Source organism: Peribacillus sp. FSL R5-0717, from assembly GCF_038002945.1.
Classification (GTDB): Bacteria; Bacillota; Bacilli; order Bacillales; family DSM-1321; genus Peribacillus; species Peribacillus frigoritolerans.
Window position 1 is genome coordinate 3,795,583 of record NZ_JBBOOF010000001.1, and the last position, 16,475, is coordinate 3,812,057.

The following is a 16,475-nucleotide window of genomic DNA, read 5'->3' on the forward strand; positions in this document are numbered from 1 at the left end:
TCATCAAACAAGAAGGTGACATTAAGGTCATGGGGATGACTGGAAATGAAATGGACCTTCTTGATTCTGATCATACATCAGTCATACCAGATGTCATTCTTATTGATGCCCGCTCATCAGGGAAGTATGGACAGGAAGTCATGCAAGTCCTTAAGGAAAAACACCCATCCACTCCTTTCGTCGTTTTTACTGACTATTCAGAAAATCACTATCTTATCGAGGCAATAGGCCATGGTGCAGCAGGTTATGTGTTACAGGATGGCGGAATGAAACAAGTGTTGTCGGCAATCCGTCAATGTGCCAACGGTCAGATCGTTTATCCTGCCTCATTCAAATCAATTTTAATGAAAAGGCTGGAGCGGGATGTTGAAAGATCACCAGTAACTTTGGAAAAGGCAATCGGAAAATTGGGGGCTTTTTCTAAACGCGAGCATGAACTGCTTATCCTGCTAACCCAAGGCGAAACGAATCAGCAAATTTCCAAAAAACTTTTTCTATCGATCGGCACGGTAAAAAACTATATAAGCCGTATTTACAAAAAACTGAATGTTAATAATCGACCGGAGCTTATGGCACTTTTGTATGGTTTGCAAAATAGCGGGATGAAGGGATGACCAATCATGCCCGCCGTTCCGTTAATCGGTCTCATTCATTATAAATCAAACTCCCTTTGATATTTTCATCTTAGCAATTAGGCAAAGGAATAAGTTCGTCGTTGCCTTAAAACTCCCATCCCTCCGTTTTTTAGTGTTTCTGCATAAACATATTTTGCCTCCCATCCCGGAAGTGCATGTTTGACTGATGGTGTATTCTGTGAAATATTCAACAAAATGATGGGAATTGTAAGAAGTGAATAATAAAGGAAATCCGGTTCTAACCTGTCCATTTTGGATTAAACTATTAAGAGGGAGATTCGTTTTAAGGAGGTAATCATGGTTAGAAAATGGGCTGGAAGAGCGATTATATTATATATCCTTTATGCAGCAGCGATGTATTGGTATATTTTTTATGGAGCGGATACGACCATTCCCGAAGCTTTGCGTGGAACGGCAGCAGATCCTGTAACATTCCTGAATGCAAGGGAACTAAAGCTTAGTGAAGAGTATTCAGGACTGCGGAATTTTATTTTTTTCGTATCGACGCCATATGAATGGCTTCTGTATTTCTTCATATTATTATTCGGTTTTTCAAAGGCATTTGAAAAATCGTCAATGGCAGTCTCGAGACGGAAAGCGATTAGAACGGGCATTTACTTATTCTGGCTTTCCGTTATTTCATACCTGGCTCTATTTCCAATCAGTTTCATTGGATATCGGATGAGCAAGAGTTACCACATAAGTACACAAAGTTTCACCTCGTGGATGAAGGATGGAGTCATCGAATTCTGGGTGAATTTTGGGATGATGTTCATCATCGTTTCCGTTTTATATTGGTTAATGAAGAAAAGTGTGAAGAAGTGGTGGCTCTATGCTTGGATGTTGTCCATTCCTTTTTCCTTGTTCCTGATGTTCGTTCAGCCTGTATTGATTGATCCGCTGTACAATGAATTCTATCCTCTCAAAAATAAAGAGCTGGAAACGGAAATATTGGCACTAGCCTCACAGGCTGAGATTCCGGCTGAACACGTGTATGAAGTAAATATGGCGGAAAAGACAAATGCCTTGAATGCATATGTGACCGGTATAGGTTCCAACTCAAGAATAGTTCTTTGGGATACGACCCTGAACAAACTGAAGGAAGATGAAATCCTTTTTATCATGGCACATGAAATGGCTCATTATGTGGAAAAGCACATTTATATAGGGATTGCAGGTTATTTAGGACTGACATTAATCGGTTTGTGGCTGACTTCGAAAATCATGAATTTTATCATTGGTCGCTGGGGCCATCAGTTAAAGGTCCGTTCGGTTGACAGCATATCATCTCTTCCGTTATTTCTCTTGATAACGTCTGTGCTGCTCTTTGCTTCGAGTCCGCTGTCCAATTATGTTTCCAGATATCAGGAAACAAGGGCTGACCGTTATGCCATTGAAATGACCGGGGACAAAGAATCAGCAATCACGACTTTCCAGGAACTCACGAGGTCGGGTTTGAGTCAGGTCAACCCGCCATTCCTGGTTAAATGGCTGCGGTATTCCCATCCGACCATGCTCGAACGGATTTCAACGGTTGAAAATGCAGATTCAAAGGGTGAGTGAAAGCCAGCTGAAAACCAGCTGGCTTTTTTTCTTCGGAAAGTGGAAGTTTGTAGTCGTTTTCAGAAAAAACTATTATTTTAAAAAATCTTAGGTTCTCTACTATAATAAATTAAATTCCTAGTTCGTTTTAAGGAGATCGGATATGTATAATGTACTTTTGATCACTATAGGCTCAGTGCTTGTGGCAGTGGCCTACAACTTATTTTTGATACCACATTTAATTTTAAGCAGCGGACTTAGTGGACTTGCGATCATGTTCGGAATCATCACCCCAGTCAACACAGGGATATTGAATTTTCTGATGAACCTGCCATTGCTTATTCTTGGTTACCTGAAATTAGGGAGACGCTTTATCACCTATACGATATTATCAGTTGTCGTGATTTCCATCAGTTTATACCTCATTCCAGTTCACGGTATTTCCACTGAACCGATTTTGTCTTCTTTATTTGGCGGAATCATATCGGGAATCGGTATAGGCATCGTCTTTCGCGCTTCGGGGTCTTCGGGCGGCTTTGATATCATTGCCATGCTATTGGCTAAGAAGAGCGACTTTCCGCTTGGTACATTGCTTTCGGTGATGAATGCTGTTGTGGTGGTAATCTCAGGCTTCATCTTCGGTTGGGATGCCGCATTATATACGCTGATTTCCATTTATGCAGCAGGAAAGGTGATCGATACGATCCATTCCAATCACATTAAATTAACATTGATGATCGTTACCAAAAAGAGTGACGAAATGAAAACGAAGCTCCTGACCAACCTATATCGTGGAATTACAGTCATGGATGGTGAAGGTGCATATTCAGGAGAAAAGAGCAAAGTAATGATGACAGTCATTACACGTTATCAGTTAACCGATGTAAAAACGATGATAAAAGAAGTGGATCCGAATGCTTTTGTTAATATAACCGAAACTGCCGAGGTCATGGGTATGTTTCATAAAGAGTGATGATAATGAGAAAAGCCTCCTGACATTATGGGAGGCTTTTTTGATCATGAATGTTAATTTCCAAATTGTTTTAGTAAAACGTTCATTTCAGAACTTAGTTTTAAGAATAAAGGTTTGTTTTTCATATCCAAGGCATCATCGATCTGTTTTGCAAGGAGATTCTTTTTGGTAGTAAGGACGGCTTCCTGAATAATCATATCAATTAACATTTCCTGAACCACGGCATCGTTTTTCATTTCGCTCATTGATAAGGACTTCACTGACTCTGAATAAGATTTTTCATTTTTCAAAGTTACCACCCCTGACCCTTTTTATTATTATATGGATTTGAGTGGATAAAATCAACTGAAAATTTAAAAAATTTAAATTATGATAGAGAATGTGTCGTTTAGATGACGAAAAAGCCACTATATAAAAGAATTTCAAATTTTTTGTGAACTTGCTTTATATGTTTAAGGTCTATGCTATTATAGTGAGTAATTTAACATACATTTACTATCCCCCTTCACTCTTCTTGGACAGGAATGGAAGGGTACAAGCAATTAAGAATATAAGCTTTGGAAAGTGATAGCGATGTTTAGCAATGAGGAAGAGGTGGATTAAAAATGAAGGAAAACAATCAGGGAATCATCGAGGAATATGAAATCACGCCACATACACTAATGGTTGCGCCAATTAATTACGGCAGTAAAATATATGCCCGTATCATTGAAATGGAGGACGAGTTCATCTCCCCGTTTAAACCTATGGAAATAATAAAGAAAAGCTGCGAGTTCTTCGGATCAAGTTATGAAGGACGCAAGCAAGGCACGAAACAGCTCATAAACATCACACATAAAGCACCGATCGCGATTGATCCGACCAGTTCGATATTCTTCTTTCCAACTACATCTCCGTTACGTCCTCAATGCATCTGGTTATCACATGAACATGTGGTATCCTATGAGCGCCTGGATTCCAAACATACAACCATCACATTCAGGAATAGACAAACCATCGAAATAGCAGTGTCATGCAGCTCTTTCGAAAACCAGCTGCACCGGACCTCTTTTTTAAAAACGAAATTGATCCAGAGGATTGAGGAAACAAAGAGGAAATCCTTTTATCTGTTCACTGATGCTAATGGAGTCAAGGCTTCAGAGGTAATCTCAAAGTATATACCGCGATAAGAGGGGGTTCAGGGGGAAAATCAGAGAAGAATGCAAACGGGAATAATCAAATTTAAAGCAAGCCCTTCTTATTAAAGAAGGGCCCTGGAATCAATCTTCGAATAATTCATCCATTAAATCGTCAATTTCTTTTCTTAATTTTTCAGTTCCTTCTTTGGAAATGGTGATGGTATCACCATCGATAATCAGCATATCTCCTACTTTTGCTCCCTTGGGAAGAGCACTTTTAGGGAAATCCTTCATGTCACCACCATCGATTTCAACGACAGCGATCTTACCTTCGAAGCGATCAATAATTCCTTGTACCAATTATTTCACCGTCTTTACAGTAATTTTCTGACCTGTAGAAGTAAAAATAATGTTACCTGATTTATCTGTTCGATAAGTTTTGGCTTTCACTGAATTCAACCGTTTTACAGTGGAAGTAGGGTGCCCATAGCCATTTTTCCCTACACTGATTACGGCATATTTCGGTTTTGTTTTGTTGATGAAAGCTGAACTTGTCGATGTTTTTGCACCTTGATGGCCTACTTTAAGTACATCCACACTTGGTCCCAGTTTTTTAGCCAGCATATCCTTCTCTGCTTTTTCTTCGGCATCACCTGTAAACAAGAATGTTTTTTTGCCGTGTTTAAGCAACAGGACAGCACTCCAATTGTTTAAGTCAGACTTAGCATAGTCATTAATAGGTGCAATGAATTTAAGGGAATTATCCTTTGCTTTAGTGTTGATTTCCACGCCCGACTTCGCTTTTTTTATTGTAAGCTTCTTCTTCTTGACAGCCGTTAAAAAGTCTTTGTATGCCTGGGTAGTATGTGAAACTTTAGGGGCATACACAGATTTTACATTAAGCGATTTAATCACATGAGCAAGACCGCCAACATGATCCGCATCTGGGAGTGGAAACTAATGCAATAAGTGTTTTTACCTTTTGTTTTTTTAGGTAGGCAACAACCTCGTCACCCTTTCCTTTACCGCCTCCATCGATTAAAACGTTTTCATTAGCGGTTTGTATCAGGATTGAATCTCCTTATCCAACGTTGATGAAATGTACCTTTACATTTGAGGCTGCCTCAGTTGTTTTAAGTCCAGTGAATAAAGACAAAACAAGAACAGCCACCAGTAGAATATTTATTTTTTTCATTTTTCCCCTCCAGTTAATCATTTACCATGTGTAACCGGAAAAATGGGAATATGGACACGATTTTCATTTGTGGTAAAAAAAGGATGTTGTTGTCTGGATTTATGGTTAGGGAAAATGACCCTGGGTATTTATGATTAATCTCTTGAATGAAAATGTAATGCCATTATTTTAAAGAATCAATCAATAAAAAATCTATTTCTCTCAGAAAAGAGTGTGAAGTTGGCATATATTCAAGGAGCAGGCTCCCGGAGAATGTTAGGATTACCAACAAAATATTTGTTAAAGAGATTGTTTACTGTTTTTAGGAATTGTCCAATTTAAACGTTGATTCCCCCCAGGCACTCGCTTTCCCCGGGCGGTCCGTGAGCCTCCTTGGCGCGTTTGCACCTTTCGTTCCTACTAACTTTGGTTTAAAATTTAGATAGGAACCCTTTTGGCTACAAATTAAACCATGCAAATAAAACATTGCATGGTTATCATAAGACATTAGGGATGAGTATAAGTTTCCTTATGATTGGCTCCTTAATACATAATATAATAGACACCGATGATGTATCTTTTTGTTCAGTATTTCACAAAAGATTTTGTTTTTCTGGGAATTCTTTTTGCTTTATACATTTGAAATAAAGAGGTTGTTACTAGTAGATAATACTAGGTATGGATATGCAATTAACATCTTTCCTAATAACGTTGTACTGACACTAAAATGATAGTTTTGACGTATAGTTATAATAGATGAATGGAAATTAAATGTCGCTTAATAATGAACAAACGGGGCAGACCTTTTAATCGTTAAGGACAATTTCGCCGAAACTGTTGCCTTAATCAGTGAGCAGTAATTGTGCATACGGCTTGTGTAACAAGAAGTGGAGAAGCGGCTATTGCAGTCCTCGGTTCCTTTAATAGGGATGAGGGTAATATACCAGAAGGATGCAGCGTCGACATTCTGCCGTTTAATCACCAAGAACAAAGGCGATGCTATGCATACAGCAAACTTTTAATGAAGGATGCCATTACAAGGGAACTCGCAGTTAAATGTAAAAGGTATTTTTGGAAGAAGATATTAACTATCTGAAATCCATGGCGGACATTTCATCCGACATGCGAGAGCTTGATCCAACAAAGGATAACATGGGCTTTTTAAGCGTCCCATCGTCCTAAAGGAATCTTTCGATGCAGGGAATGGTTGACGGCAATCGATCAGGGCAAATCATGAATACGTGTTACATTCTGCGGCGGATCATGATATTGGTTACTTTTACATCGATTTGTCGAAGCTGACTGTTTTCCTATCCTTTTCTTCAATATGATGAGACGATCATAACGGGTGCCACTCTAACCTTTGTCATGGAGCATGTAATTAACTTTCATTTAAAGAGACTTAAAACTTAAATGTTTATGCACTTGATTACATAGGTTATGCCTTGGTTTGAACTAGCCAATTAAATTATGATGTTATGGAATATTCAAACAGGGGGAATGGAGGTAAGCGAGTCTAATCGATCTTGATCATGAAAGACTCCCTTACCTTTATGCCAGGAAAGATGCAATGCTTTTTTATGGTCAACCTTTTTACATCCAAGGGAATTTGTATCCTTCCGGAAGGATCCCTTTTAACCCGTTAATCCCTTGAGGTTTTTTTTTCGAAAAAGTAATAACATAACAAGTCTTCGGTTTTGTTGCGAAGGCGGGGATTGAAATAATTATGATGTTCCTCGTATCCTTTATATAAAAAACAATACATCGTGAAGGATTCATCGCGTTTGATTTCACTAACTTTAATATTCTCTTTGCGCAAATAGCGCCGTACCTCGGCAAGTTCGTCTTGAACCACTTTTAAAATATGTTCCACCAGCTCCGAATAGGGCCTTTTTAATTTAAACGGACTAATTTCGATGACCTTGAGATCCCGGTTTAAGACTGTAATAACCATAGGGAGGTAGATGGCTTTTTCAATCATATTTCGGTCACCTTCTGGAATGCGGGTCATCATGACCGCCCCTTTCTAAATAGCGCGTTTTTAATACTAATATGTATATCCTGCAAAAATAAGAACATTTGTTCCGTTTTTATCCTAATGTATTTTCAGTGGTTATGCAAGCAGTTTTGATAAATCTAGAAATATTCGTTAACAAGATTATGTTTTCCGGAGATAGGGAAAGTATGAAGATATATGGATAATAATTCTTGCAATTTCGGGGGAAAGTGATATATCTAAAATAAACGGTTTTTAATAAGTTTATGCTGCTTTGATGGCAGCATGTCGAGGGAGATAATTATGGATTTGGATACTATACGTGAGTGGTTTACACTTGATCATATATCGGCACTTATTCAGCAATATCGCTCATTCGGTCCAATTCCCGGAATCTTACTGCCGATGCTGGAAGCTTTTTTGCCTTTTTTGCCCTTAGTGGTGTTCGTGCTTGCCAATGCAACGGCATTTGGTCTCTGGTGGGGGTTTTTATTTTCTTGGATTGGTGCGGTGGCGGGGTCCTTTTTGATCTTTTGGATTATTAGAAGATATGGTCAAATGAGGTTTTTCCGATTTTTGCAAAGACATAAACAGGTGCAGAGGTTGATGGTATGGGTTGAGAACCATGGATTCGGTCCTTTGTTCATATTGCTCTGCTTCCCTTTTACACCTTCGGCTATCGTTAATATCGTGGCAGGACTTTCAAAAGTCAGTACCCTGCAATATGGACTTGCAGTAGTTGGAGGGAAGGCGGTGATGATTTTTACGATCAGCTTCGTAGGTTACGATTTAGTATCATTGATTCATAAACCTGTGCGAACGATCATTATTGGAATCGTCATCTTTATCCTATGGTATGTGGGGAAAAGGCTGGAAGTCCGGTTAAATAAAAGCATGAAGAGAGAAGAAGGGCAATAAATTAATATATAAATGCAGTAGGGGTTGAACTAGATGGAAAAAACAAACAAGAATTCTTTATCCGATTGGATAAAACCAGCGATGATAGCTTTTGTTATTTACATCTTAATCCGTACATTTCTCTTTTCAAGCTATGATGTTGAAGGAAAGTCGATGCAGCCGACCCTTGAAGATGGAAATAAACTTGTCGTGAATAAAATCAATTACCAGATTCATGATATCAACCGTTTTGACATTATTGTTTTTCATGCGAATTCACAAGAAGATTATGTTAAGCGGGTTATAGGGGTTGCAGGTGACCGTATTCGTTATAAAGATGATTGGCTTTACGTAAATGGTGAGAAAGTGGATGAGCCTTATCTTGAGAAATTCAAGGAAGGTTTCCCAGGACAGGATTTTACAGGTGATTTTACATTAAAAGAATTGACGGATATGACCAAAGTTCCGGAGGGCAAGCTTTTTGTCATGGGTGACAATCGTCTTGAAAGTGCTGACAGCCGTCACTTTGGTTATATACCGGTAGAAAATGTTGTCGGTAAAGTGGATGTTCGATATTGGCCGGTCAATGATTTCAATTTTAAGTTTACAGGTGAGTGATTGTGGAAGCCCGAGTAAGATGCGGGCTTTTTCTTTTGGGGGAAACGCGAACGTACGATTGGTGTTTTTTTAAGGGAAACGGTAAAATAATAGAAAGTAAATCTAATTGGAAACAGAAACCTAGTCATAAAGACGAAAGTATTTCTGGTATGATGGATCTAGATATTATGTTGTAAGGGGGAAAAGAGATGTCACTCCGTTTTTTACTGGGAAGATCGGGTACAGGGAAAACTTCGAATATATTGGACGAAATCCGCTCTAAATTGGCAGAAGATCCCGAAGGAAATCCAATTATCTACCTCGTTCCTGATCAGATGACGTTTCTATCTGAATATAAATTAATTAAAACACCAGGCCTTGCCGGAATGATCCGGACACAGGTTTTCAGTTTTAGCAGGCTTGCTTGGCGGGTTCTTCAGGAAACCGGGGGGATGAGCCGGCTGCATCTTGACAGTGTTGGCGTTAATATGCTGATACGGAAGATCATGGATGATAAAAAGGAAGAGTTAAAGATGTTCAGTCGATCTGCTGATAAGCAGGGGTTCATTGCACAGATGGAGCTAATGCTGGCTGAGTTCAAGCAGTATTGCATCCAACCTGATGACATTCAAAACTATTTGGCTGAAACCTCACAGGCCGGCAGCGGCATTCAGGATAAACTGCATGATCTTGAATTGGTCTATCAGGCTTTTGAGGATGAAATGGTCAATAAATATTTAGACTCCGAGGATTATTTCACTTTGCTGATCGAAAAAATGTCAGAGTCTTCATATATAAGGAATGCGGATATATATATCGATGGTTTTTATAGCTTGACTCCACAGGAATTATTGATTGTTGAAGAAATGATGAAGCTGTGCAGGAGTGTAACGGTCTCGCTGACGTTAGATCAGCCCTACAGGCAATATGCTCCGGATGATTTGCAATTGTTCAGGCAAACGGGAAACCTTTATCATCACCTATATCAGGCTGGATTGAGGAATGGCATACCGATTTCAGAAGATCGAATCTTAAAAAGTTCGGAAAGGTTTGGAAAGAGTCCGGGGCTGAATCATCTGGAAACTTATTTTTCCATTCGTCCTGCACGAACGTTTGAGCAGTCACCTGATGTAACGATCGCCCAGGCAGTTAACCGCAGAGCTGAGATTGAAGGCGTTGCCCGGGATATCTTGTCGCTGGTCAGACAGAAACAGCACCGTTTCCGTGATATTGCGATTTTAGTCCGTAACGGGGAAGCATACGCAGATATTTTACAAACCGTTTTTCGGGATTATCAAATTCCCTTGTTCGTCGATTCCAAACGGACGATGCTGAATCATCCTCTGATTGAACTGATTCGTTCGACTTTGGAGATCATCAATGGCTATTGGCGTTATGAACCGGTATTTCGTGCAATCAAGACGGAGCTTCTATTTCCGCTGCAAAAAAACCACGACCGGATGCGTGAGCAGGTAGATAAGCTGGAAAACTATGTGCTGGCCCGCGGCATTAAAGGAAGCGGGTGGACGTCCAAAGATCGTTGGACCTACCGGCGCTTCCGCGGTCTGGAACTCGAGGACCGGAACCAAACGGATAAGGAAATGATGCTTGAGCAAGAGTTGAATGAAATGAAGCAATTATTTACCGAGCCCATCTTGAGGCTCTCAAAACGGGCTAAAAAGGCTGCTAATGGCAGGGAATTGTGTGAAGCCCTTTATCTATATCTTGAAGAATTGCATATACCGGAAAAATTGGAAAAGCTGAAACTGGAGGCAGAAGAAGCAGGTGATTTGGTATCGGCAAGAGAGCATGAGCAAACATGGAATGCGGTTGTCGACCTGTTGGACCAATTCGTTGAACTGCTGAGCGGGGAAGAGCTTTCCATGAAACAGTTTGCGGTAATCATTGAAGCTGGTTTGGAGTCTCTTGAATTTTCTTTGGTACCGCCGGCAATTGACCAAGTATTAGTCGCTAATCTAGATTTATCCCGCCTGGATGATGTGAAGACAGCTTTTGTTATCGGATTGAACGAAGGGGTTCTGCCGGGAAAAGCAGTATCTGACGGGATATTTTCAGATAGTGATCGTGATGTGCTGCTGGCTGGTGGACTTGATGTTGCCCCAAGTTCGAAAGTGCGCCTGCTGGATGAGGAGTTCACAGCGTACAAAGCATTCACTACGCCTGCCGAGGCCCTTTATTTATCATATCCGCTTGCCGATGATGAAGGGAAGGCGCTTTTACCTTCATCCTATTTGAAACGGGTAAGGGACGTATTGCCTAACGTTTCCGATGTGTATTATATGAACGATCCGTCCGATCTGTCTGCAGAGGAACAGGTGAAATATGCAGCGAATCATGATGTGGCCCTTTCGTACCTGGCTGCCCAATTGCAGCTGAAGAAAAGGAACTATCCAATCCATTCACTATGGTGGGATGTATATAATGCCATTATTGATGATGAAATGGCCGGTCCTTCAGCAACTAAGGTTTTATCGAGCCTTTTTTATCAAAATAGGACAAAGAAATTAACTGAGGAAACAAGTAAGCAATTATACGGTGAGAGCATTCTTACGAGTGTATCCAGGATGGAAATGTTCAATAGCTGCCCGTTTTCCCATTATGCGGCTCATGGCTTGAAATTGAGGGAAAGGCAGATTTTCCGTTTGGATGCCCCGGATATAGGCGAGATGTTCCATGGAGCGTTGAAAATGATTTCCGATTACTTGAAGGAACATGATATTCCTTGGTCTACATTGACCCCGGAACAATGCTTGGAGCTGGCCAGAATTGCTGTGGAGAGACTTGCTCCTAAACTCCAAAATCAGATTTTGTTAAGTACGAACCGCCATCACTATTTACGCAGGAAACTCGAACACGTGATTGGACGTGCCTCGATCGTATTAAGTGAACATGCAAAGGCGAGCGGTTTTGCTCCGATCGGATTAGAACTTGGATTCGGAAAAAATGGCGAGCTGCCGCCACTTTCTTTCACATTGAAAAACGGTACGAAGATGGAATTGATCGGGCGGATCGACCGCGTGGATAAAGCGGAAGAAGATGAGGGTGTCTATTTGCGTGTGCTCGATTATAAGTCGAGTGAAAAGGAACTGAACATGAGTGAAGTATATTATGGACTAGCGCTGCAAATGTTGACATACCTAGATATCGTTGTCACCCATTCCAAGTCGCTGATTGGAAAAGAAGCGATTCCAGCCGGAGTTTTGTATTTTCATGTGCATAATCCCGTTGTCAAATCAAAGGGAATGCTCAGTTTGGATAAAATTGAAGAAGAAATTTATAAAAGCTTTAAAATGAATGGACTTGTACTGGACCATTCAAATGTCATTCAGTTGATGGATACCTCGCTTGATATTGAAAATTCGGGTAAGTCGGATATCATTCCAGCTGGATTTAAAAAGGACGGATCGCTCCTGGCGGCTTCCAAAGTTGCCAGCAGGGAGGAGTTTTCGCTTCTGAATCATCATGTGCGCCGTATTTATCAGGAGGCTGGAGATCGAATGGTCGATGGTGATGTGGATATTACTCCATACAAATTAAAGGAAAAAACGCCGTGTACCTTCTGTTCCTTTAAATCTGTATGCCAATTCGACCAGTCACTGGAGGAGAACCAATTCAGGAATTTGGCACAGAAGAAACAAAATGACGTTCTTGAGCTATTAAGGGGAGAGGGGGAGAGCGATGAGTAAAACGAAAATTCCTGCTCTGCCAGGAGACGTGACTTGGACAGAAGATCAATGGAAGGCAATATGGGCTAAAGATCAGGACATCCTGGTTGCGGCCGCTGCGGGTTCAGGGAAAACAGCGGTACTGGTCAATCGGATCATTCAAAAAGTCATTTCAGAAGAAGATCCTATCGATGTTGATGAACTGCTCGTGGTTACATTCACCAATGCCTCGGCTGCCGAAATGCGCCATCGGGTAAGTGATGCATTAGAAAAAGCGATCGATGAAAATCCGCATTCACAGCATTTACGTAAGCAGTTGAGCTTGATTAATCGTGCTTCGATTTCCACACTCCATTCGTTTTGTCTAGAGGTGATCAGGAAGTATTATTATCTGACGGATATCGACCCAGGCTTCCGGATTGCAGATTCAACGGAGATCCAGCTGCTCCGTGATGAAGTGATGGAAGAGCTTTTCGAGGAGCAGTATGGCCAAAGTGATAACGAAGAGTTCTTTAATTTGGTCGATGCTTTCACAAGCGATCGAAATGATGATGCACTTCAGAATATCGTTCGGTCGCTGCATGATTTTTCGCAATCGAATCCAAACCCGGACCGATGGCTCGATGGTGCCGCCAGCATGTATGAGCTGGCAGTTGATGATGGGATTGATGATCTTTCGTTTATTGATTCATTGAAGTTCGATATAGGTTTACAATTGGACACGGCCAGGGATTTATTGGAACGCTCGCTTGCGTTGACAAAAACCCCTGGGGGGCCGGCTCCAAGGGCTGAGAACTATCTAGCCGATCTTGCACTGGTTGCTAAACTTTCGGAAGTGAAGGACCAATCTTGGAATGCACTTTATGAGGAAATCCAAAACGTGAAATTCGGGACGGCAAAACGCCTTACCGGTGCAGATTTTATCAAGGAAGTGGCTGATGAGGCTACCAAGTACCGGGATAAGGCCAAGAAGATCATCAAATCGTTACAGGAAGAGTTATTTTCCCGGAAACCGGAAAGCTACCTGCGGGATATAAGGGAGCTTAAGGGTTATGTCGATACACTTGTAATGCTTGTTAAACGGTTTGACGAAAGATTCTTTGCTGCAAAAGCAGAAAAGAATTTGGTGGATTTCGCCGATTTGGAACATTATTGTCTTCAAATTTTGACAGGGGAAACGGTGGATGGTGAACGAAAACCTTCAGCGGCAGCCATCGAATACAGGAACCAGTTTAAAGAGGTACTAGTGGATGAATACCAGGACACGAACCTGGTTCAGGAATCGATCTTAAAATTGGTGACGGCTGACGGAGAATATGATGGGAATCTTTTCATGGTAGGCGATGTCAAGCAGTCCATTTACCGGTTCAGGCTTGCAGAACCGAATCTCTTCCTTGGAAAATACACACGATTTACCCATGACGGTGTTGATTCCGGACTGAAAATTGATTTAAACCGCAATTTCCGGAGCCGAAAGGAAGTTCTTGATGGGACCAATTTCTTGTTTCAACAGTTGATGGGCATTACAGTCGGTGAGATTGATTATGATGAAGATGCCCAATTGAAAAAAGGTGCCCCATATCCCGAAGACGATCCAAACCCGATCGAGCTCCATTTAATTGATGGAGCAGCCGATCCTGAAGCTCATTCGGAAATGGAAGGATATGATGGCGGATTTGAGGCCGAGGAGCTTGAAAAAGCGCAGCTCGAAGCAAGGCAGATGGCCAAGCTCATTAAAAAGGCTATAAGCGAAAAGCATCGGATATATGATACGAAAACCAAAAGGTACCGATCTGCCACTTATCGGGACATGGTCATTCTTCTTCGTTCAATGCCATGGGCACCGCAAATCATGGAGGAATTTAAAAAGCAGGGAATTCCAGTATATGCTAATTTATCCACGGGGTATTTTGAAGCGACCGAAGTGGCCATCATGATTTCCTTATTGAAGGTGATTGATAATCCGCAACAGGATATCCCATTGGCTTCCGTACTCCGTTCACCTATCGTCGGGTTGGATGAAGAAGAGATGTCAAAGGTGCGTTTATTCCATACAGGGAGCTATTACGAAGCACTAGCTGATTTTTACAGAAAGAGTGACCCTGAAGAACATCCGGGGCTTTATGAAAAAGCCTCTGCATTTTATAAAAAGCTAGTGAAGTGGCGGAAGCTTGCCAGGCAGGAGGCATTATCAGATCTGATCTGGCTCCTATACCGCGAAACGCAGTTTTATGATTTTGCAGGTGGGATGCCGGGCGGCAAACAGCGTCAGGCCAATTTACGAGCGCTATATGACAGGGCAAGGCAATATGAAGCAAGTTCTTTCCGCGGTCTGTTCCGTTTCTTGCGGTTCATAGAAAGGATGCAAGAACGTGGAGATGATTTAGGGGCAGCTCGGGCTTTAGGGGAACAGGAAGATGTAGTTCGTTTGATGACAATTCACTCGTCAAAGGGGCTTGAGTTCCCGATCGTGTTCATTGCCGGTCTTTCCAAGCAATTCAATATGATGGATTTACGAAAGTCCTATTTACTGGATAAAGATTATGGCTTTGCGGCAAAGTATGTGAATTCCGAATTACGGATAACTTATCCATCCCTCCCTCAATTGGCTTTTAAGAAAAAAAAGCAGCTTGAATTAATTGCCGAGGAGATGCGTGTCCTCTACGTGGCGCTAACAAGGGCTAAGGAAAAGCTTTATTTGATTGCCAGTATCAATGATGCAGAAAAAACGCAGCAGAACTGGGAAAGTAATGCGGCACATGGAGATTGGCTATTGAAGGACTATGTACGGGCAGGTGCAAAAAGTTATCTTGATTGGATTGGTCCATCCCTTGTCCGACATCGGGATTCTCTTGGTGCTGCAGGTCTTGGCCTGGAAATGGAGTCGCATCCATCGAATTGGTCCATTTCCGTCATTCCAAGTGAAGAGCTTGCTGTTCTGGATGAGGAAGAGGCACTGGTTCAAGAGCAAATGCTTGAACATGTCCAGAAATCGGAGAAGGTCGACATCGTTTCCGAGTTTTATGATGATATCAAGGAACAGCTGGAATGGGAGTACCCCGAGCATGAGGCGACGGTGTATCGTTCCAAGCAATCCGTTTCTGAATTAAAACGTCAATATGAACTCAAGGACGAGCAAAGCTCCACAGAGCTGTTGCGTAAATTTAAGCGGCCTATCACGAAGCGGCCGACTTTCATGCAAGAAAAGTCACTGACTCCTGCTGAAAGGGGTACGATTACACATTTAGTCATGCAGCATATTGATCTATCTAAAGAGATTACCATTCAATCGATTCAGCAACTGATCATTGATCTGATTCAACGTGAGCTGTTGACGGAGGAACAGAAAGAAGCTGTGGATCCGGAGACGATCGTCGATTTCTTCGATAGTGAAATCGGCCAAAGAATGCAGAGGGCCGAAAGCATTCGCCGTGAAGTGCCATTTACGATGTCGCTGCCTGCAAAGGAAGCTTACAGCGATTGGACAGCTGGAGATGAAGAAGTCCTTATCCAAGGGGTGATTGATTGTATCTTTGAGGATGAACAAGGTCTTGTGCTTCTCGACTATAAAACGGATACGATCACCGGCCGTTTTGCAAGCGGGTACGAAGGGGCTAAAGGGATTCTTGCCGATCGATATCAGATGCAGCTTCAGCTTTATACGAGGGCTGTTGAAGGAATAATGAATAAGAAGGTAACCGGCCGTTACTTGTTTTTCTTTGACGGCTCGCATTTATTGGAAGTATAAGAGATAAGGAGTGTCCCATTGATGTGGGACGCTTCTTTTCGGCTGAATAAACAGAATAGTTTGAAAATGTCTAAATGCTTACTATATACTAGTGGAGAAAAATACCTTT

11 protein-coding genes and 1 pseudogene are annotated in these 16,475 nt (G+C 41.5%); 8 read left to right on the forward strand and 4 right to left on the reverse strand.

What is annotated here, in order from left to right; genetic code table 11:
* Window positions 1-29: 29 nt before the first annotated feature.
* The 3 genes from NYE65_RS18315 to NYE65_RS18325 all read left to right on the forward strand — a co-directional run bounded on the left by NYE65_RS18315 (window position 30) and on the right by NYE65_RS18325 (window position 3,150).
* A complete protein-coding gene (locus NYE65_RS18315; protein ID WP_063577102.1) occupies window positions 30-614 on the forward strand; it encodes a LuxR C-terminal-related transcriptional regulator in 585 nt (194 codons plus the stop codon).
* A 318-nt stretch (window positions 615-932) separates the two neighbouring features.
* Window positions 933-2,198: a M48 family metallopeptidase gene (locus NYE65_RS18320; protein WP_340861411.1), complete on the forward strand. Its 1,266-nt coding sequence runs from the start codon at window positions 933-935 to the stop codon at window positions 2,196-2,198.
* 142 nt (window positions 2,199-2,340) lie between these two features.
* Entirely contained in the window at window positions 2,341-3,150 is an 810-nt protein-coding gene (locus tag NYE65_RS18325; protein WP_328176072.1) for a YitT family protein, read from the forward strand.
* Window positions 3,151-3,203: 53 nt separating this feature from the next.
* Here the strand turns inward: NYE65_RS18325 and NYE65_RS18330 are convergent, their stop codons facing one another.
* Window positions 3,204-3,440, reverse strand: a complete 237-nt coding sequence (locus NYE65_RS18330; protein WP_048680068.1) for an IDEAL domain-containing protein — start codon at window positions 3,438-3,440, stop codon at window positions 3,204-3,206.
* Window positions 3,441-3,755: 315 nt separating this feature from the next.
* On the opposite strand from NYE65_RS18330, the gene NYE65_RS18335 reads away from it, so the two are divergent.
* Window positions 3,756-4,319 (forward strand): competence protein ComK, encoded by a 564-nt coding sequence (locus NYE65_RS18335; RefSeq protein WP_328176071.1) that lies wholly within the window; start codon window positions 3,756-3,758, stop codon window positions 4,317-4,319.
* Window positions 4,320-4,409: 90 nt separating this feature from the next.
* Here the strand turns inward: NYE65_RS18335 and NYE65_RS18340 are convergent, their stop codons facing one another.
* From NYE65_RS18340 to NYE65_RS18350, 3 genes and pseudogenes are all read right to left on the reverse strand, one after another.
* Window positions 4,410-4,628, reverse strand: coding sequence for a DUF3006 domain-containing protein (locus NYE65_RS18340; protein ID WP_057275817.1), 219 nt, complete (start codon window positions 4,626-4,628; stop codon window positions 4,410-4,412).
* A pseudogene (locus NYE65_RS18345) lies at window positions 4,629-5,463 on the reverse strand (ComEC/Rec2 family competence protein).
* A 1,621-nt stretch (window positions 5,464-7,084) separates the two neighbouring features.
* The gene (locus tag NYE65_RS18350) at window positions 7,085-7,453 is read right to left on the reverse strand and encodes a hypothetical protein (RefSeq protein ID WP_275730155.1); all 369 of its coding nucleotides are present in this window, start codon (window positions 7,451-7,453) and stop codon (window positions 7,085-7,087) included.
* Between the two features lie 288 nt (window positions 7,454-7,741).
* On the opposite strand from NYE65_RS18350, the gene NYE65_RS18355 reads away from it, so the two are divergent.
* From NYE65_RS18355 to addA, 4 genes are all read left to right on the forward strand, one after another.
* A complete protein-coding gene (locus NYE65_RS18355; protein WP_241590656.1) occupies window positions 7,742-8,356 on the forward strand; it encodes a TVP38/TMEM64 family protein in 615 nt (204 codons plus the stop codon).
* 33 nt (window positions 8,357-8,389) lie between these two features.
* Window positions 8,390-8,953 carry a signal peptidase I gene (gene lepB / locus NYE65_RS18360; protein ID WP_034314624.1) on the forward strand — a complete coding sequence of 188 codons (564 nt, stop codon included), beginning with the start codon at window positions 8,390-8,392 and terminating at the stop codon, window positions 8,951-8,953.
* Between the two features lie 188 nt (window positions 8,954-9,141).
* Complete coding sequence (addB, locus tag NYE65_RS18365; protein WP_340861412.1) at window positions 9,142-12,639, forward strand: helicase-exonuclease AddAB subunit AddB; 3,498 nt, start codon at window positions 9,142-9,144, stop codon at window positions 12,637-12,639.
* The gene (gene addA, locus NYE65_RS18370; RefSeq protein ID WP_340861413.1) at window positions 12,632-16,366 is read left to right on the forward strand and encodes a helicase-exonuclease AddAB subunit AddA; all 3,735 of its coding nucleotides are present in this window, start codon (window positions 12,632-12,634) and stop codon (window positions 16,364-16,366) included. The genes addB and addA overlap by 8 nt, the downstream gene beginning before the upstream one ends.
* Window positions 16,367-16,475: the final 109 nt, after the last annotated feature.